The 18571-nt window shown below is 71.6% G+C and carries 16 protein-coding genes; all 16 read left to right on the top strand.

Going from position 1 to position 18571, the window contains the following annotated elements; genetic code table 11:
* Positions 1 to 166: 166 nt before the first annotated feature.
* The 16 genes from AB5J56_RS08290 to malQ all read left to right on the top strand — a co-directional run bounded on the left by AB5J56_RS08290 (position 167) and on the right by malQ (position 18486).
* A complete protein-coding gene (locus tag AB5J56_RS08290) occupies positions 167 to 1633 on the top strand; it encodes an amino acid permease (RefSeq protein ID WP_369231537.1) in 1467 nt (488 codons plus the stop codon).
* A 62-nt stretch (positions 1634 to 1695) separates the two neighbouring features.
* Entirely contained in the window at positions 1696 to 2175 is a 480-nt protein-coding gene (locus AB5J56_RS08285) for a macro domain-containing protein (RefSeq protein WP_369231535.1), read from the top strand.
* A 198-nt stretch (positions 2176 to 2373) separates the two neighbouring features.
* Positions 2374 to 3600: a sedoheptulose 7-phosphate cyclase gene (locus AB5J56_RS08280; RefSeq protein ID WP_369231533.1), complete on the top strand. Its 1227-nt coding sequence runs from the start codon at positions 2374 to 2376 to the stop codon at positions 3598 to 3600.
* A gap of 179 nt (positions 3601 to 3779) precedes the next feature.
* Positions 3780 to 4250: a cupin domain-containing protein gene (locus tag AB5J56_RS08275; protein WP_369231532.1), complete on the top strand. Its 471-nt coding sequence runs from the start codon at positions 3780 to 3782 to the stop codon at positions 4248 to 4250.
* Positions 4247 to 5569, top strand: a complete 1323-nt coding sequence (locus tag AB5J56_RS08270) for an aspartate aminotransferase family protein (protein WP_369231530.1) — start codon at positions 4247 to 4249, stop codon at positions 5567 to 5569. Before AB5J56_RS08275 ends, AB5J56_RS08270 begins: the two co-directional genes overlap by 4 nt.
* Positions 5566 to 6603, top strand: coding sequence for an ATP-binding cassette domain-containing protein (locus AB5J56_RS08265; RefSeq protein WP_369231528.1), 1038 nt, complete (start codon positions 5566 to 5568; stop codon positions 6601 to 6603). The genes AB5J56_RS08270 and AB5J56_RS08265 overlap by 4 nt, the downstream gene beginning before the upstream one ends.
* The gene (locus AB5J56_RS08260; RefSeq protein WP_369231526.1) at positions 6600 to 7415 is read left to right on the top strand and encodes an ABC transporter permease; all 816 of its coding nucleotides are present in this window, start codon (positions 6600 to 6602) and stop codon (positions 7413 to 7415) included. The genes AB5J56_RS08265 and AB5J56_RS08260 overlap by 4 nt, the downstream gene beginning before the upstream one ends.
* Positions 7412 to 8218 (top strand): ABC transporter permease, encoded by an 807-nt coding sequence (locus tag AB5J56_RS08255; protein WP_369231524.1) that lies wholly within the window; start codon positions 7412 to 7414, stop codon positions 8216 to 8218. The genes AB5J56_RS08260 and AB5J56_RS08255 overlap by 4 nt, the downstream gene beginning before the upstream one ends.
* Before the next feature lie 2 nt (positions 8219 to 8220).
* A complete protein-coding gene (locus AB5J56_RS08250; protein WP_369231522.1) occupies positions 8221 to 9678 on the top strand; it encodes a phosphotransferase in 1458 nt (485 codons plus the stop codon).
* Positions 9679 to 9692: 14 nt separating this feature from the next.
* On the top strand, positions 9693 to 11798 hold the full coding sequence (locus tag AB5J56_RS08245; protein ID WP_369231520.1) for a glycosyltransferase: 2106 nt from the start codon (positions 9693 to 9695) through the stop codon (positions 11796 to 11798).
* Complete coding sequence (locus AB5J56_RS08240; protein WP_369231518.1) at positions 11791 to 12897, top strand: sugar phosphate nucleotidyltransferase; 1107 nt, start codon at positions 11791 to 11793, stop codon at positions 12895 to 12897. Before AB5J56_RS08245 ends, AB5J56_RS08240 begins: the two co-directional genes overlap by 8 nt.
* On the top strand, positions 12890 to 13918 hold the full coding sequence (locus AB5J56_RS08235; RefSeq protein ID WP_369231516.1) for an ROK family protein: 1029 nt from the start codon (positions 12890 to 12892) through the stop codon (positions 13916 to 13918). The genes AB5J56_RS08240 and AB5J56_RS08235 overlap by 8 nt, the downstream gene beginning before the upstream one ends.
* Positions 13915 to 14805, top strand: coding sequence for an NAD(P)-dependent oxidoreductase (locus AB5J56_RS08230; RefSeq protein ID WP_369231514.1), 891 nt, complete (start codon positions 13915 to 13917; stop codon positions 14803 to 14805). The genes AB5J56_RS08235 and AB5J56_RS08230 overlap by 4 nt, the downstream gene beginning before the upstream one ends.
* A complete protein-coding gene (locus AB5J56_RS08225) occupies positions 14802 to 15377 on the top strand; it encodes an NUDIX domain-containing protein (protein WP_369231512.1) in 576 nt (191 codons plus the stop codon). The genes AB5J56_RS08230 and AB5J56_RS08225 overlap by 4 nt, the downstream gene beginning before the upstream one ends.
* Positions 15374 to 16198, top strand: coding sequence for an HAD family hydrolase (locus AB5J56_RS08220; protein ID WP_369231510.1), 825 nt, complete (start codon positions 15374 to 15376; stop codon positions 16196 to 16198). The genes AB5J56_RS08225 and AB5J56_RS08220 overlap by 4 nt, the downstream gene beginning before the upstream one ends.
* Before the next feature lie 107 nt (positions 16199 to 16305).
* A complete protein-coding gene (gene malQ / locus AB5J56_RS08215; protein ID WP_369231508.1) occupies positions 16306 to 18486 on the top strand; it encodes a 4-alpha-glucanotransferase in 2181 nt (726 codons plus the stop codon).
* Positions 18487 to 18571 lie beyond the last annotated feature (85 nt).

The following is an 18571-nucleotide window of genomic DNA, read 5'->3' as shown; positions in this document are numbered from 1 at the left end:
TCATCATGTGAGATGCACCGCTATGTGACATCTGCCACCGCATGCCGGGCGATCTCTGGGGGAAGGTGGCGCCTTGGTCTGTGCCGCGTCAGGGACGCGCCGGCCAAGACACAGCCGGACACCCGCGCACCCCGTGTGCCGGGCGCACCAGAGAGTGGATCCACCCGTGAGCAAGGACGCCGTAGACACGGCCAAGGCCGCATCCCGAACCGATGCGGCCGCGACGCCCGCGGACGCGGGCGACGCCGGTTACAGCAAGGACCTCAAGGCCCGCCACGTCAACATGATCGCGATCGGCGGCGCGATCGGCACCGGACTCTTCCTCGGAGCCGGTGGCCGCCTCCACAACGCGGGCCCCGCACTGGCTCTCGCCTACCTCGTCTGCGGCGTCTTCGCGTTCTTCGTGGTGCGCGCCCTGGGCGAGCTGGTGCTCTACCGCCCGTCGTCCGGCTCGTTCGTGTCGTATGCGCGCGAGTTCCTCGGCGAGAAGGGCGCCTACGTCGCCGGCTGGATGTACTTCCTCAACTGGTCGACGACCGGTATCGCCGACATCACCGCGATCGCGCTGTACACGCACTACTGGAGCCTGTTCACCGACATCCCGCAGTGGGTGCTGGCGCTGATCGCCCTCGCGGTGGTCCTGGCCGTGAACCTGATCTCGGTGAAGATCTTCGGCGAGATGGAGTTCTGGTTCGCGATCGTCAAGGTCGCCACCCTCGTCGCGTTCATGCTCGTCGGCATCTTCCTGCTGGCCACGCAGTACGAGGTCGGCGGGACCACGCCCGGCCTGAGCGTCATCACGGACCACGGCGGATTCCTCCCGCACGGCATGATGCCGGTCGTCCTCGTCATGCAGGGCGTGATCTTCGCGTACGCCGCCCTGGAGCTGGTCGGCGTCGCGGCCGGCGAGACCGCCGAGCCGGAGAAGGTCGTCCCGCGCGCGGTGAACTCCATCATGTGGCGCGTCGGCCTGTTCTACGTCGGCTCGGTCGTCCTGCTGGCCCTGCTGCTGCCCGGCTCGGTCTACTCGGCCGACCAGAGCCCGTTCGTCACGGTCCTGTCGAAGATCGGCATCCCGGCGGCCGGCGACGTCATGAACCTGGTCGTGCTCACCGCGGCCATGTCCTCGCTGAACTCCGGCCTGTACTCCACCGGCCGCATCCTGCGCTCCATGGCGATGGCGGGCTCCGCGCCGAGGTTCACCGCGAGGATGAACCGCAACCAGGTGCCCTACGGCGGCATCCTGCTCACCTGCGCGGTGTGCGTGCTCGGGGTCGGTCTCAACTACCTGATGCCGAGCCAGGCGTTCGAGATCGTCCTGAACGTGGCGTCCCTCGGCATCATCAGCACCTGGGTGATCATCATGATCTGCCACCTGGTGTTCGTCCGCCGCGCCAAGGCGGGCCTGGTGACCCGCCCGTCCTTCCGCCTCCCCGGCAGCCCGGTCACCGAGATCGTCACGATCGCCTTCCTGCTCGCCGTGCTCGGCCTGATGGGCAACGACCCGGATGTCGGCCGCAAGACCCTCCTCCTCATCCCGGTCATCGCGGCCCTGCTGGTCGGCGGCTGGTTCGCCGTCCGCCGCCGCGTCACCCGCGACGAGGACCGAGAACTGGCGAACCTCACGAAGTAGCGCGGGTCAGCCCCCGCGAAAACCCAACGGCCACTGTCAGTGGCAACGCCTACGGTGGCGTCATGTCGGAGATCACGTATGTCCGGGGTGACGCCACCGTTCCGTTGGGCAAGGGCGTCAAGGTGATCGCCCATGTCTGCAACGACATCGGGGGCTGGGGGAAGGGTTTCGTGCTGGCCCTGTCGCACCGCTGGCCGGAGCCGGAGGCGGCGTATCGCGCCTGGCACCGAGGCCGCGCGTCCAACGACTTCGGCCTGGGCGCGGTCCAGCTCGTGCGCGCCGAGCGGTATGTGTGGGTGGCCAACATGGTCGGGCAGCGCGGGATACGGACGGGCAGCAAGGGTGTCCCGGTTCGCTACGAAGCGATCGACGCGGCGCTGGTCGTGCTCGCCGACAGAGCGGCTGAACTCGGCGCCTCTGTCCATATGCCCCGCATCGGCTGCGGCCTGGCGGGCGGCAGGTGGTCGCGCGTGGAGCCGCTCATCGACGAACGGCTCGTGCTGCGCGGGATACCCGTGACTGTGTACGACCACGGCGATTGACGGCGACTGACGGCGCGTTCACGTCGAGATCCAGCCAACTCCCCATGGAACACGGCCTCGTACGGTCATCCGTTGAGGATTCTTGCAGAAAATTTCTTCAACTCCTTGCAAGAGGTGTCGATCGACTGTTTGACTCTGCGCTCGTGATCGCAGTTGACGGCCAGTCCGGTTGCAGAACCGGCCGATCCGAGGAGTGTCGTGACGGCGCAGACATCTGTTGTCGATCCGGGAGTTCGAGGCGACGACAGCGGCTTCACGCTTCAAGCACCGGAAGGGACTTCGTATCGCGTCGACATCACTGAGGACGTCTTCGCACCGGACAACCCCCTGCTCGCCGGGTACTGCGAGGGCCGCCGTGTCGTCGCCTTCCTCGGCCCCACCGTCGACCGGCTCCACGGGGAACGCCTGCGGCACTACCTGAACACCAGGCTCCCACCGGGCAGTTGGAGCGTGGTGACCCTCGCCGGCGGTGAGGACCGCAAAACCATGGACTCGGTCGAGGAGATCTGCGCCCAGGCCAAGCTCTCGGGGCTGGACCGGCGAGGGGTGATGCTCGCCGTCGGCGGCGGCGTCACCTGCGATCTGGTCGGCTTCGCCGCGGCGATCTACTGCCGGGGCGTGCGCTACATCAAGGTCAACACCACACTGGTCGGCCAGGTCGACGTCGGCGTCGGCGTGAAGACCGGCGTCAACGCCCTCGGTACCAAGAACATGCTCGGGGCGTACCACCCCGCCTTTGCCTCGATCAACGACCCGGCCTTCCTGCGAACCCTGCCGACCCGTCAGATACGGTGCGGGCTCGGTGAGATAGCCAAGATGGCCGTCATCAAGGACGCGCGGCTCTTCCGCGCGTTGGAGGAGTGTCCCGAGGTCTTCCAGCGCACCACCTCCACCCCTTCCTGGCTGCTCGCCGCAGGCGCCGGGCGACGCGGCGTCGAGGACTACGTACTGCGCACCGCCATGGAGCTGATGCTCGAGGAGCTCTGCCCGAACCTCCGCGAACACGACCTGGCCCGGCTGGTGGACTTCGGGCACACCTTCGGCCCGGTGATCGAGACGGCCAGTGAGTACCGGATCGCGCACGGCGAATCGGTGGCCATCGACATGGCGATCTCCACCCAACTCGCCCGTGTGCTCGGCCTGATCGGTGCCGAGGACTGCGCACGCATCGTTCAGCTGATCACCGCGCTCGGCCTCCCGGTCCACGACCCGCGCACCTGCACGCCGGCGCTGATGGAACGGGCACTCAAGGCCTCCTGGGAGCGGCGCGGTCGCCGCCTGCATCTCGTGGTGCCCGACGGGATCGGCTCCGCCGTCTTCCTGGACGACCTGGACGACATCCCCACCGCCGCCCTGGAAGAAGCCCTGGCGGCCCTGGCCGCCCACGCCGCCGGATTCCCGGACCCGCTGGTGGCCGCGGGCTGACCCGACCGCCCGCCCGGCTCACGTACACCCAACTGCCCTGTACAGAACTGGTGTTGCCCGACATCGGCGTTCACCGGCACCGCCACCGGTGTGCCGTCGCCCGCGCGCCCAACCGCCGCCTTCCCGAACCGCCGCCGCCCCGGACCGATCCCGCACATCGCGACAGGAGCCGCATCCTGATGAGCCCCGTACCACCGCCCGCACCTCAGGGCCCCACCCGCACCCGGATCACCAATCTGCACGAGGGGCTGCTGCGCGAGGTGACCGCCGACCACGGCGGGAGAGGCACGATCCTCGCCCACCGGGCCTACCGTCGCGAGGACGCCCCCGCCGGCATCGCCTTCATCGACCTGGTGGTGCTGCCCCCGTGCACCTCCATCGGACTGCACCGGCACGGCGACGACCAGGAGACCTATGTGATCCTCTCCGGCCGGGGCCGCATGACCGTGGACGGCGAGGAGTTCGAGGTCCGCGACGGGGACGTCGTACCGAACCGCCCGTACGGCGAGCACGGCCTCGTCAACGACTCGGACGCCGAACTCAGGCTGCTCGTCTTCGAGATCGGCCCGTTCGGTGAGGGACCACTCGGCGACGGTGACGGCGACAGCCCCCTCGCCGCCGGTCCGGGCCCCCTGGACGGCAGCCGATGACCGGCCCCCGTCAGCTCGAACTCCTGGCGCAGGAGTCCGCGCATCTGGCCCCGGGCGCCTCCGAGGAGTCCGCGCTCGGGCGTCGGGTCTTCGTCGAGGGCAGGGGAGCGGTGCTCACCGACCTCGACGGCAACCAGTACATCGACCTCGCGGCCGGCACCCTCACCCAGTCGCTCGGCCACTGCCACCCCGAGGTCGTCGCCGCGCTGACCGAGCAGGCCGGACGGCTGTGGAACGTCCATGACTTCGCCACCGCGGACCGCGCCGCGCTGTGCGATCAACTCGCCGCGCTGCTGCCCGAACAGCTCGACACCTACGCTTTCTTCTCCACCGGCGCCGAGGTCGTCGAGGCCGCGCTGCGCGCTGTACAGGCCGTCGCGGAGCCGGGCCGCAACCGGATCGGCGCACTGCGCCACGGCTTCCACGGCAAGACCCAGGGCGCCAGGATGCTGGTGCACTGGGACATCGGGAACCAGGCCTTCGCCGGCAACAGCATCCTCGGCTACTCCCCGTACTGCTACCGCTGCCCGCTCGAACTCCAGTACCCCTCCTGCGGGGTGCGCTGTGCCTCCCTGGTCCGCAAGCACATCACCGAGAAGCCGCAGGTGTCGGCGCTGGTCTTCGAACCCGTCCTGGGCGCGGCCGGAGTCATCGTGCCGCCGCCCGGGTACTGGGAACAGATCTCCGACAGCTGCCGCGAGAACGGTGTGCTGCTGGTCGCCGACGAGGTGCTCACCGGTGGCGGCCGCACGGGAGAGTTCCTCGCCAGCGAGCGGTTCGGCATCGAACCGGATCTGGTGGCCCTCTCCAAGGGCATGGCCTCAGGCTTTCCGTTCGCCGCGCTGGCCGGGCGCTCCTCGGTGCTGCGTCATCCGGACGCGGCCCGCGCCGGCTCCACCGCCTCCACGTACTCCAACAACCCGCTGGGTATCGCCGCGGCCCGGGCCACGCTGGAAGTGGTGGCCCGGGACACCCTGATCGAGCAGGTGCGAAGGCTGGGCGAGCTGATGGACGAGCGGCTGGCCGAACTGCACGCCCGCTACGAGGTGTTGGGCGACGTGCGCGGTGTCGGTCTGCTGCACGGGCTGGAGTTCGTCCGCAGCCGCACGACCCGCGAACCCGCTCCCGACATCGCCCGAGCGGTCTATCTGGCCGCACTCGACCTCGGGCTGCGGACTTCGATCGGCGGCCACATCATCCGGCTGGCCCCGCCGTTCACCGTCGACCGGGCCCTTCTGGAGGAGGGCCTCACCCTGCTCGGCCGTGCCCTGGAGCGTGTCACCGGGGCCGACGAGGGTGTCACGGAGGCCGTCCGGTGATCGTCGCCGAGAACCTGATCAAGGAGTTCAAGGTCTACGAGCGCGGGCCCGGCCTGCTCGGCAGCCTGCGCACGCTGTTCAACCGGGAGTACCGCGTGGTGCGTGCGGTGTCCGGGGTCTCCTTCGAGATCCCGGCGGGCACGAAGGCCGCCTACATCGGCGCGAACGGCGCCGGGAAGTCCACCACCGTCAAGCTGCTCACCGGCATCATGAGCCCGACCTCCGGGCGCTGTCTGGTCAACGGCCTGGAGCCGTACCGGGAGCGGCGGCGCAACGCCGCCAACATCGGTGTCGTCTTCGGCCAGCGCAGCCAGCTGTGGTGGGACCTGCCGGTGCCGGACTCCTTCCGCATCCTGCGCCGTATCCACGACATCCCCGACGCGGTCTACCGCCGCAACATGGCGCTCTACCGCGACCTGCTCGACCTCGACGCCCTCGGAAACACCCCCGTACGGCAGTTGAGCCTCGGCCAGCGGATGCGCGCCGAGGTCGCCGCGAGCCTGCTGCACGACCCGGCGGTGGTGTTCCTGGACGAGCCCACCGTCGGCCTGGACCTGGTACTGAAGGAGGCCGTCCGGGGGCTCGTCAACCACGTCAACGCCGAGCTCGGCACGACCGTGCTGCTCACCAGCCATGACATCGGCGACATCACCGCCATCTGCGACCAGGTGCTGGTGGTCAACCGCGGTGAGGTGGTGCACCAGAGCACCATGCACGAGCTGCTGCGCACCGCCGACACCCGGGCCGTGGTCTTCGAGTACCAGGACGGGCCACCTGTCGAACAGGCGATCGCCTTGGTGGAAGCGCGACTTGACGGAGCGTCAGCGACCCTGGTCGAAGGCGGCCGGATCAAGGTCGAGTACCCGGTGCGCCGTTGGTCCGCCCGACAGGTGATGAGCCTGCTGCTCGACCACTTCGACCTCGTCGACTGCGTCGCCCCGGAGCCGGACCTCGAGATGGTGCTCCGCCGGATCTACACCGCCGCGACCCCCACGGCACGCACCGAGCCCGAGAGCCAGGAGTCCGCCGTATGACGGGCGCTGCCACTCTGCGCCGCTACACCCCGTTCGCGGCCTCCAGCCTGCAGAGCCTGCTCCAGTCCCGGTCGACGTTCCTGATCAACGCCGTCACCGCGACGACCGCGGTGGGGGTGCAGGTGTTCCTCTGGCGCGCCGTGTACGCGGGCCGTGCGGGCGGCTTGCCCGGCGGCTACGACCTGCCCGGGCTGACCACGTACGTCCTGCTCGCCCAGGTCCTCGGTCTGCTGCAGGCCAGCCGGGTGGACGAGGAGGTGGCCGGGGAGGTGCAGCGCGGGGACATCGCCGTCTCGCTGCTGCGGCCGGTCAGCTATCCGCTCGCCCGGTTCGCCGCGGGTCTGCCGGTCTCGCTCTGCAACGCCGGACTGGTCGCCGTACCGGTGGTGCTCCTATACGCGCTGCTGCTGCCGCTGACCGCACCTTCCTGGACGGGCTGCGTCCTGTTCGTGCTGTCGGCCGGGCTGTCGCTGGTGATCGGCTTCGGCGTGAACCTGCTGGTCGGCCTGGCGGGCTTCGTGACGACCAACATCTGGGGTGTCCGGATCGTCAAGGACAGCGTCGTCGCGTTCTTCGCCGGGCAGGTCGTCCCGCTCGCCCTGATGCCGGGCCCGCTGGCCGCCGTCGCCCACGTCCTGCCCTTCCAGGGCATGGTCGACGGCCCGTTGCGGCTGCTGCTCGGCCGGTACGACGGAGCGGCCGGCGCCGCCGGAATCCTGGCCGTGCAGGCCCTGTGGGCCGCAGTCCTGACCGGGCTCGCCGCGCTCGCCTGGCGTGGTGCCGTCCGACGGGTGGAGGTGCTCGGCGGATGAACTTCCTTGCCACCGCGGCCCGTTACGCCAGGCTCACCTGGTTCCTGAGCGGCGTCAGCCTGCACCGGCTGACCGAGTACCGGATGGATTTCCTGCTCGGCGCCGGCGGACTGCTGCTGCGGGTCGTCTGCCAGGTCGCCGTGATCGACATGGTCTTCCGGCAGGTGCCCGTGATCGCGGGCTGGAACTACCACCAGGTGCTCTTCCTGCTCGGATTCTCGCTGCTCCCGCGCGGCCTGGACCGGCTGTTCACCGACCAGTTGTGGATCCTCGCCCGGAAGCTGGTGCACAACGGCGAGTTCTTCCGCTACCTCATCCGGCCGGTCCACCCGCTGTTCTCCCTGCTCTCCGAGCGCTTCCTCTACCCGGACGGCTTCGGCGAACTGCTCACCGGAGTGGCCCTCACCTGGTACGCCGCCGCGCATCTGGCACTGGACCTGAGCATCGGCCAACTCCTGCTCGTCCCCGTGCTGGTCCTGTGCGGCACGCTCGTCCTCGCCTCGATCAAGACCGTCTTCGCCGCGCTGGCCTTCTGGACCACCAGCAGCTTCCCGGCCCTGTACGCGGCCAACCAGCTCGGCGACTTCTCCGGCTACCCCCTCGACCTGTACCACCCGTCCCTGCGGTGGCTGCTGACCTGGCTGCTGCCGTACGCCTTCACGGCCTACGTCCCCGCGTCCTACCTGCTCTTCGGACACACCGGCATGCTCCCGTGGCTGTTCGTGGTGACCGTCGCCCTGGTGACGCTGGCCCTCGTCGTCTGGCACCGGGGCGTCGACCGCTATGAAATGACCGGGAGCTGAACTTGGACACCCTGCTGCTCGGCAGCCCGCCGTCCGCCACGGCCGCCTTCCTGCGCGAGGCCCCCTGGATGGACGAGACCGGCCGCCGCACCGGACGCTTCGAACTTCTCGACGAGGCCGCTCTCGGTTCCGTCCGGCTGCTGATCGTCGCCTCGGCCGAGGACACCTCCGTACGCTGGTTCGTGCCGGTACCGGACGCCGACCCGGGCCGGGGCGCCGACGGCAGCTCCGCGTACGACCAGCTGATCGTCGAGGCCCTGCGCGAGGGACTGCGCCTACCCACCCGGCGCGGCCACCTCATCGAGTTCCGCGGCGATCCCGCCGAGTACCGGGGCCCGCTGCCCTTCGACCCCGGCTGGTGCTCCAACTCCCTGTCCCTGCTGGACCTCGGGGGCACCCCGCACGCACACAAGACCTACCGGCGGATCGGCGTCGGCACCCGCGAACCCGAACTGCTGCGGCTGATGGCGGACGGCGGCCGGACCCAGCAGCCGGTCGGCGACTACACCTACGTGGACACCACCACCGGACAGCGCGAACCGCTCGGCGTCCTCTACCGCTACGCCGACGGCGAGGGCCTCAACGTCCCGCTGCGCGCGGGCATCCGGGCCCTGTGGCCGCTGCTGCACGCGGGCGCCGACCCCGAGGCCGCCGTCAAGGAATCCCAGCGCGAGCTGACCGCACCCCTGCGCGAGACCGGCCGCTTCCTGCACGGCTTCCACCAGGACCTGGCCGAACGGCTCGGCCCGCACCCGGAGTTCCCCGCCGAGGGCTTCCTCGCCGAGGCCGCCGAACGCATCGCGCAGCTGCGTCCGCTCATCCTCGCCGACTCCCGCTTCCCCACCCCCGTACGGCAGGCCGCGCTCGCCGGGATCGAACGCGAACGGGCACTGATCGCCGCACTGCCGCCCCGCCCCTGGCCCACCGGACCCTGCCACGGGGACCTGCACCTCTCCCATCTGCTGCGTCATGAACGGGCCGACGGCGCCTGGGAGTTGTGCGTCATCGACCTGTCCACTCCGCTCGCGGACCCGGCCGACCCGGCCACCGCCCAGTCCCCCTGGCAGGACCTGGCCGCGCTCCGCCGCGGTCTGGAGATCTTCACCGCCGACGAGTTCTCCGACCAGGCCGCGGAGCACCTGGGCATGGATCCCGACGACACCTGCAGGACGGCGCTCCTGCTGGCCGCGGGCGCGGCGCCCGACACCCCCGGCTGGACGCCCGGGCGCCTCGCCGAGCTGAACCGGCTGCGCGCCGCCGCCGGCCTGTGGGCGGCCCGCGTCGGCGAACTGCTCGTGGACGCGGACCAGTTGCTGTCCGATCACCCCGCCTGGCGGCTCTTCCGGCTGCGCCGGCTCGTCCACGAACTCGACTACGCGTACGCCCACGACCGCGCCTATCACGCGGCGATCAACCTGCGGCACGCCGTGGAGGCCGGCGGCGCCTCGGCCACCCGGTGAAGGACGGACACCCCTTGCACATCATCGAGACCTACTTCGAATGCGGCGGCTTCGACCACCGCTTCCTCCAGGGCGGCATCTCCGTCTACCTGTGGAACCTCTCCAAGTCCCTTGTGGAGCAGGGGCATCGCGTCTCCGTCGTCACCCCCGCGCACGGCCGGCTCGACGACCTGCGACGCTCCTACGACGTCGAGACACTCGACTACCAGGACACCTACGAGCTGCCCCTCGTCCTCGACCCGCGGATCTGGGGCGAGCGCTTCCCGGCCGAGGTCCGCATCCCGCTGACCACCACCGCCCACCGGCTGCGGCTGGACGGCATCGACCTCTACTTCCTCTCCAACGAACTGCTCGACGAACTCCCGGACCGCTTCTATCCGCCGTACGGCAGCAAGGGCGAGGACCTGGTCTTCTTCAAGCCGCTGGCCGCCCAGGTCGACAGCATCCGCTTCGTCCGCCACCGCTTCGGCGACGAAAAGGCCCTGGTGCACGCCCATGAGCCGTACTACCACTACCTGCTCCCCGCGGCCTTCCGGAACGACCCGGCCAAGCTGGTGGTCGCCACCGTGCAGAGCAACATGCCGATCACCAAGATGGTCTACCGCCCCAAGATCGAACGGCTGCTGGACTTCCTCGACGCCGGGATCACCCTGCCCCCCGAGCACACCGGCCCGCCGCTCACCGCGCACGAGGCGGTGATGAGCGGCTACCAGCAACGCACCCACCTGCACTACGAGTACGGCCCCCAGCACATCGGCGTCTACGACCTGGTGGCCGAACACGCCGACCTGGTCGACTTCCTCTCGCCCGGCCATCTGGAGTTCTACACCGACTTCGCGGACACCCCGTTCGAGCAGCTCTTCACCCGGCTGCCCGTCCACGACACGGTGCGCCGCAACGCCCACAAGAGCTTCGTGGGCGGCTGCGCCGTCGGCGACACCTGGACCACCGGCGAGCCGCCCGCCGTCGACCGGGCCACCGTACTGAGCGGCCTCGGTCTGGACCCCGCACTGCCGACCTTCTTCCACAACGCCCGCTACGCCGTGAACCACAAGGGCCAGACCGAACTCTTCCGCGCCGTCGACCGGGTCCTCACCGAAGGTCTCGCCGCCAACTTCGTGCTGCGCTGCATCAGCGACGGCGGGATCGACGACCCGTACGTCCAGGGTGTCGTCGACCGGCACAAGGGACGCGTCCACCTGGAGTGGGAGCGCGTCGAGGAGAAGTGCATCGTCGAGTACGCGGCCTCGGCGGACTTCTGCCTCTTCCCGTCCAAGTTCGAGATGGACACCTTCCTGATCGCCCAGGGCGAGGCGATGGCCGTGGGCGCCGTGCCGATCGCCACCGCCCAGCTCGGCATGGCGCACTTCGGGCACGTCGCCGACCCGCTGAGCGGCCCAGGCGCCGAGCAGGCCACCGGATTCGCGGTCAACCGCTCCTTCACGGAGGACGACCCCCTGCTGGTCGACGCCCTCGCCCGCCGTATCCGCGAAGCCGCCGCCCTGCTGCGCGAACAACCCGAGCAGTACCGCCGACTGCGCGCCAACGCCCGTAGCAACGCACGGCAGTTCACCTGGGAACGGGCCGCACGGCTGCATCTCGACGCCTTCACCGCGCTCTGGGAGGGGCGGCGGCCCGAGCTCGGCATCGACGCGATGCTCCGGCACGGCTGGTTCGACCTGCTGCCCGACGAGGCGTACGCGACCCACCGCGAGCAGATCGCCGAGGCCGCTGCCCGGCTCGGCGACGCCACCACCTACCGGCGGTGCCGCGAGCCGGACGGACCCGCCGCCCGCGCCCTCTTCGAAGCCGCCTGGGCCCGCGCCGACTTCGCCCGCTGCGCACAGACCGCCGACAGCGACCCGGCCCTGCGCGCCCGACTCGACGGCCGCTGCACGGTCGAGGAGGACCGGATCGTGTACCGACTGCCCCATGCCGAACGCGTGGAACTCGTCCGGCTCGCCCCGGAGGGCTCCGGACGGCGCGACGTGACCGTACGCCGCCTCGAACGGGACGGAGCCGTGTTCACCGGTGAACTCCCGCCGGGGGAAGAGGAGTTGCACCTGCTGCTGACCCTGGCCTCCGGCCGCTGTGCCTGGGACGTGGTGCGTCATGGCTGACGGAGTGCGCGCCGTACTGCTGGCCGGTGGTGAGGGCCGCCGCATGGGCAGGCTCGGCCACGGCAGACTCAAGCCGCTGGTGCCGTTCGGCGGCAGCTGCCGGCTGATCGACTTCTCGCTCGCCAACGCCGCCGCCTCCGGCCTGGGCGAGGTGCTGCTGCTCTCCCAGTACGAGGAACGGCAGTTGATGGACGACCTCCACGAGACCTGGTGGCGGCGGGACTTCCGGGTGCACTTCGGCCCGTACGACCGTGGATACCGCGAGGGCGCCGGACACCGGCCGGTACGTGCGGACGGCCCGCCCGAACGGGGCACCGCCGACGCCCTGATCCGCAAGGCCCCGTACGTCTTCGGCGTGGGCGCCTCCGAGGTGCTGGTGCTGCACGCCGACCACGTCTACCGCTTCGACTACGGCCCGCTGATCGAGCGGCACCGCCGCTCCGGCGCCGCGCTCACCCTCGCCTACCAGCGGATCGAGCGACGCTACGTCCACCTGTTCGGCATGGTCGAGTTCGACCCCGCAGGACAGCTCACCGGGTTCGTGGAGAAGCCCGCCGAGCCGACCAGCGACCTGGTCTTCGCCGCGTTCTGCGTCTTCGACGCGGCGACCCTCCACCGCTACCTGGAGAAGCTGGACGGCACCGACTGGCAGCACGACATCAGCCGGGACGTCATCCCCGCCATGCTGGCCGGCGGGGAGCGCATCCTCGGCCACGAGGTCCCCGGCCACTGGGAGGACATCGGGACCGTCGACCGTTACCACCGGGCGCACCTGGCCCTGGTGGACGACAACCCGTCCCTGACGCTCCCTCAACTTCCGCGCACGGTAAGGCCCGATGTGCCCCGTCGGCTGGTCACCGCCGCCCCCGGCATCACACACAGCGTCGTCCCCGCCGATCTGCACAACGAAGGCCGGATCGAGCGGAGCGTCGCCTTCCCCGGCGTACGGATCGGTGCCGGAGCGCGCGTGCGCCGCAGCGTCCTGCTGCCCGGCGCGAGCGTCCCCGCGGGCGCCGAGATCGACGGGGCGATCGTCCTGGAGGACGGATTCGTGCAGCAGCCGGAGTCCTCGTACGCTCAAGGAGGGCCCAGTGCCTGAAACAGCCTTCACCGTCGTCGATCTCGGCGGCACCACCCTGCGGATCGCCCGCTACGACGCGGCGACAGGCGCCGTCACCGACATCCGGCGAACCCCCACGGACGGCATGGACCGCCACCCCGGCGCACCCGTGCCCGAACTGCAGACCAGAGTGAGCGAACAGCTCGGCGCCCTCGCCGCCGAGGCCGTCGCGCGGCACCGCAGCTCCGCCCTGGCCGTCGCCTTCGCGGGCCCGGTCACCGCCGACGGCCGCATCGTGACCGCACCCACCGTCTGGGGCGAACGCGGCGAAATCCTGCCACTGCGCCTCCTGCTGGAGGAGCGTCTCGGCATCCCGGTGGTCGTCGTCAACGACCTGACGGCGGCCGTCTGGCGGTATGTGAACACCCCGGACGAGCGGCCGTTCTGCCTGATCACGGTCAGCTCCGGCATCGGCAGCAAGGTCTATCGCGCGGGCGAGGTGCTTCTCGACGCCGAGGGCCACGGCGGCGAACTCGGCCACTGGACCTGCGACCCCTCCCCGCAGGCACTCGTCTGCGACTGCGGGGGCCGCGGCCACCTCGGCGGCATCGCCTCCGGCCGCGGCACCCTGGCCGCGGCCCGCCGCGCCGCCCTCGCCGATCCGGCCCGCTACGCCCGCTCCGCCCTCGCGCGAAGCGCGCCCGACCCCGAGCACCTGGACAACCGGATGCTCGTCGCCGCCGTACGGGCCCAGGACGCCTTCGCGACCGCCGTGCTGCGCGGTGGTCTGCGGCACCTGGCCTCGGCCATCACGTCGGTGTTCACCTCGATCGGCGTACGCCGCTTCGTGCTGATGGGCGGCTTCGCGCAGGCCGTCGGCCCGCTCTATGTCCGGCTGCTCACCGAGGAGTTGGAACGCCTGGGCTGTTTCGGCCTCGACACGGAGGAGGTCCGCCGCATGGTGGTCCTCGGCGCACCGGACGACGACCACGGACTCGTCGGCGCCGGCCGGCTGCTCGCCGCCCGCCGGGCGCCCCGGCAGGCGGTGACGGTGTCATGACCCGCACCCTGATCGTCGGCAGCGGCTTTGTCGGCCGGGCCCTGGCCGCCCGGCTGACCACCGCCGGTGAGAGCGCCGTCCTGGCCTCGCGCCGCCCGCCCGCCGCCGAGGGAGCCGCCCCCTGGGTCGCCCTGGACGCGGCCGACGCGACGGCGTGCGCCCGCGTGGTCGACGAGGTCCGGCCCGACCGGCTCGTCCTGGTGCACGGCCCCTCCGACGTGACGTGGTGCGAGGCCCACCCCGAGCGCGCCGTCGCCCTGCACACCGCCGCGGCGGCCAACCTCACCGCCGCCGCGCCCGGTTGCCGTACGGTGCTCATCTCCACCGACAACGTCTTCGACGGCGCAAGCGGGGCCAACGACGAGTCCACCGCCACGGCCCCCGCCAACGCCTATGGCCGAGCCAAACTGCGCGCCGAACGGATCGTCCGCGAGAGCGCCGACGGCACCGTGCTGCGGGTCAGCCTGATCTACGGCTGGGAACCGCCGGAGTCCGGCAAGTGGCTCAACTTCTTCTCCGCCTGCGCCCATCAACTCCGCCTCGGCGGGGCCGTGGAGGCGCCGGACGACCAGTGGACCACCCCGGTCCTGGTCGAGGACGTCGCCGCCGTGACCGCCGCCGCGCTGCCCTCGGGGGCGCCGGACCTGCTCCACCTCGGAGGGCCCGACCGGATCTCCCGCGCCGCCTGGGCCGAGGCCGTCGCCGACGGCCTCGGCGTGCCACGCTCCCGGGTGGTCCGGGTACCGAAGGCGGCCGGCCGGTACGCCAGCCGCCCCACCAACACCTGCCTGACCAGCCACCGCCTGGACGGCTTCCTCGCCGAGCGCGGCCTGCGGGTCCGCGGTGTCACCGAGGGCGTACGCACCCTGCTGGAGGCCGCCCCGTGATCCGCACCGTCCGCTCCCGCGAGGTCTACCGCAATCCGTGGATGACCGTCCGCGAGGACGAGATCCGGCGCCCCGACGGCAGCCCCGGCCTGTACGGCGTGGTCGACAAGCCCGACTACGCGCTGGTGATCCCGCTGCACGAGGGCAGGCTCCACCTGGTCGAGCAGTACCGCTACCCGGTGCGCGGCCGCTACTGGGAGTTCCCACAGGGCTCCTGGCCCGAGGGCCACCACGGCGAGGCCCCGCTCGACCTCGCCCGCGCCGAACTCCGCGAGGAGACCGGGCTGCGGGCCGACCGGATGACGTACCTGGGACGACTGCACGTCGCCTACGGCTACGCCAGCCAGGGCTGCCATGTCTTCCTCGCCGAGGAGTTGACGCAGGGTGAGCCGGAGCGCGAGGCCACCGAGGCGGACATGCGGCAGCGCTGGGCCGACGCGGGGGAGTGGCGCGCCCTCGTCCGGGCCGGGCGGGTCACGGACGCCGCGACGCTGGCCGCGTACGCGCTGCTCGGCCTGCACAGCGAGACGCCCACAGTCGTGCGGGACCGGACTGCGGAGGCTGGGCCATGACCACACCCCCGCCGCCCTTCGCCGTCGTCGCCACCGACCTGGACGGCACGCTGCTGCGCGGCGACCTCAGTGTCTCCGCCCGTACTCGGGCCGCCCTGGACCGCGCCGTGCTGTGCGGCGCCCGGCATCTGGTGGTCACCGGGCGCCCGGCGGCGGGCTGCCGGGGCCTCCTTGAGCCGCTCGGCTACAAGGGCATCGCGGTCTGCGGCCAGGGCGCGCAGTTGTACGACGTCGGCGCCGACCGGCTGATCTCCTCGACGACCCTCGACCGGCCCACCGTACGGGGGCTGGTCGCGCGGATCGCCGAGCAGTCGGGGCCGCTGGAACTCGGCGTCGTCACCGCCGGCCTGTCCGGCCAGTTCCGGGTCACCCGGGATTTCGGCGCACGGGTCCGGCACGGCTGGCATCTCGTCGAGGACCACACCGAACTGTGGGCGCTGCCCGTGGAGAAGGTGCTGATCCGCAGCAGGCGCCTGGACGACGACGGTCTTGCCGCGCTGGCCCACCGCCTCTGCGCGGACGCGCTCGCCGTGACCCACTCCGGCGAGGGCATGGTCGAACTGCTGCCGCCCGGCGTCAGCAAGGCGGGCGGACTCGCCGCTGCCGCCCGCCTGCTCGGCTTCACCGCCGCCGACACCCTCGCCTTCGGCGACATGCCCAACGACATCCCGATGCTCGCCTGGGCCGCCCACGGCGTCGCCATGGGCAACGCCCACCCCGAACTGCGCCGTCACGCCGACGAGATCGCCCCGACCAACGAGGACGACGGCGTCGCGGCCGTACTCGAACGCCTCTTTCCGGCCCCGTCCGCCACCCCCTGAACGTCCGCCCCCCTGACCGTCCGCCACCGCCTCACCGGTCGTCCCCCTCCCCTCCCCCTGGCCCCGTCCACCCGACCGGGCCCCTCATCCACCGGAGAGCCGCACCGATGCCATCCACCCGCGAACTCCAGGAACTGGCACGCCTGCACGGTGTCGCCACGCACTACACCACCGACCTCGGCCGCCGGATCGAGGCCTCGCCGGAGACCCTGCGGGCGGTGCTCGGCGCGCTCGGCGTCGACGCGGGCACGCCCGGCGGCGTCCGGGCCGCGCTGGCCGAGCGTCGGCAGCGACTCGCCACGCGCCTGCTGCCGCCGAGCGTGGTGCTGCGCGCCGGACGTCCCCCCGCGCACCTGGCTGCTCCGTCCGGCGCCGAGCTGTGGGTCGAGACCGAGGACGGCCGCTCCCACCGCGTCGGCTCGCTCGGCAAGGAACTGGCCGATTTCCCCGTCGGCCGTCACACCCTGCACGCCGCACGCGGCACACACGCCGAGAACGTTCCGCTGCTGATCGCTCCCGAGCGGCTGGCCGGTCCCGCGCACCGGAGCTGGGGCTTCCTCGTCCAGCTCTACTCGGTGCTCTCCGGCCGCTCCTGGGGGATGGGGGATCTCGGGGACCTCGCCGACCTGGCGGGCTGGGCCGGTGGCCTCGGGGCCGACTTCCTCCAGCTCAACCCGTTGCACGCGTACGTCCCCGGGCCACTGACCGACCCGTCGCCGTACCGGCCGAGCAGCCGCCGCCACCCCGACCCGATGAACCTGCGAGTCGAGGCGATCCCCGAGTTCGCCGCGCTGACCCCGGCCGACCGGGACACCGCCGCACGGCTGGCCGCCGAGGCCCGCGGACTGCGCGACGGCGTCCTCGCGGGCGGGCTGATCGACCGCAGGGCCGTACGAGAACTCAAGCTGCGCGCCCTGGAGTTGGTGCACCGTGTACCGCTGAACCCGGCACGGCGGGCGGACTATCAGCGATACGTCGACGCCGAGGGTCCGGGCCTCGCCGACTACGCGCTGTGGTGCGCGCTCGCCGAGGTCCACGGCTCCCACTGGCGTTCCTGGCCCGCCGCCCTGCGCAGCCCGGAGGGGAGCGGAATCGCCGCCGCACGGGCCGAGCGGGCGGACCGGATCGAGTTCCACCGCCGCCTCGCCTGGCTGTCCGACGAGCAGCTCGCCGGGGCGCAACGCGCCGCGACCGACGCGGGCATGGCGATCGGCCTGATGCACGACCTCGCCGTCGGCGTCGACCCGGAGGGCGCGGACGCCTGGAGTTTCCAGCGGTTCCTCGCCGAGGACGTGACGGTCGGCTGCCCGCCCGACGATTTCAACCCGCACGGACAGGACTGGGGGTTGCCGCCCTGGCGCCCGGACACCCTCGCCGAGGCCGGGTACGCCCCCTTCGCGGAGGTGCTGCGCGGCACCCTGCGCCGCTCGGGGGCGCTGCGGCTCGACCACATCGCGGGTCTCTTCCGCCTCTGGTGGGTGCCCGCGGGAGCCCCGCCCGGCGAGGGAGCATACGTGCGCTACGACCACGAGGCGCTGCTCGGCGTGCTCGCCCTGGAGGCGCACCGGGCCGGCAGCATGGTGATCGGCGAGGACCTCGGCACCGTCGAGCCCGGCGTCCGCGAGGAGTTGGCGGACCGCGGCATCCTCGGCACCTCCGTGCTCCGTTTCGAGTACCTCGGCGGGTCGGAGCAGCGCTCGGGCCCGCTGCCCCCGGAAGGGTGGCGCGGTGACTGCCTGGCCACCCTCACCACCCACGATCTGCCCAGTACGGCGGCCTGGTGGGATGGCGCGCACGTCCGCCTGCACGACCGGTTGGGTCTGCTGGCCGAGCCGTTGGGGGACGCCGTGACCTCGGCCGCGGCCGAAGTCGCGGGCTGGAAGGCCGAGTTGAGCCGGGTCGGGGTGCTCGGTCCGGACCCCGAGGGCCGGGGAGAACCCCTTGCGGCGCCGACCCACGACACCTTGGCGCTGCACCGCTTCCTCGCCCGCACCCCGGCGAAACTGCTCGGCGTCTGGCTTCCCGACACCGTGGGGGACCTGCGCCCGCAGAACCTCCCCGGTACGGCCGACGAATACCCCAACTGGCAGCTGCCGGTGGCCGACCCGGCCGGCCGGACGGTCACGCTGGAGGACCTTGGCACCCATCCGGGGCCCCGGGCCGTCGCCGAGGTCTACCGCGAGTTGTCCTCCCGATCAAGCGTTCGCAAGGTCTTGCAGGAAGATTCTGCAAGACCTTGCCACCATGGGAGTGGCCTGCTTGACTCACCTTCCGACAGGCGAAGTTGACGACGATCCGGATGAGCCGCAGTCATCCGCGACGAGCAGCAATCACCCGCCCATGAGCCGCAGCAGCCGTCGTAGCCGCGAGAGC

The sequence above is a fragment of the Streptomyces sp. R21 genome (genome assembly GCF_041051975.1).
In the GTDB taxonomy this organism is placed as follows: Bacteria; Actinomycetota; Actinomycetes; order Streptomycetales; family Streptomycetaceae; genus Streptomyces.
The sequence above is the reverse complement of the archived record's forward strand: the minus strand, read 5'-3'. Positions and strand labels throughout refer to the sequence as shown.

Bases quoted from the DNA above. Each gene is read 5' to 3' on its own strand.
- AB5J56_RS08260 (WP_369231526.1), top strand. From the start codon at position 6,600: ATGACGGGCGCTGCCACTCTGCGCCGCTACACCCCGTTCGCGGCCTCC.
- malQ (WP_369231508.1), top strand. From the start codon at position 16,306: ATGCCATCCACCCGCGAACTCCAGGAACTGGCACGCCTGCACGGTGTC.
- AB5J56_RS08285 (WP_369231535.1), top strand. From the start codon at position 1,696: ATGTCGGAGATCACGTATGTCCGGGGTGACGCCACCGTTCCGTTGGGC.
- AB5J56_RS08270 (WP_369231530.1), top strand. From the start codon at position 4,247: ATGACCGGCCCCCGTCAGCTCGAACTCCTGGCGCAGGAGTCCGCGCAT.
- AB5J56_RS08220 (WP_369231510.1), top strand. From the start codon at position 15,374: ATGACCACACCCCCGCCGCCCTTCGCCGTCGTCGCCACCGACCTGGAC.
- AB5J56_RS08240 (WP_369231518.1), top strand. From the start codon at position 11,791: ATGGCTGACGGAGTGCGCGCCGTACTGCTGGCCGGTGGTGAGGGCCGC.
- AB5J56_RS08255 (WP_369231524.1), top strand. From the start codon at position 7,412: ATGAACTTCCTTGCCACCGCGGCCCGTTACGCCAGGCTCACCTGGTTC.
- AB5J56_RS08275 (WP_369231532.1), top strand. From the start codon at position 3,780: ATGAGCCCCGTACCACCGCCCGCACCTCAGGGCCCCACCCGCACCCGG.
- AB5J56_RS08230 (WP_369231514.1), top strand. From the start codon at position 13,915: ATGACCCGCACCCTGATCGTCGGCAGCGGCTTTGTCGGCCGGGCCCTG.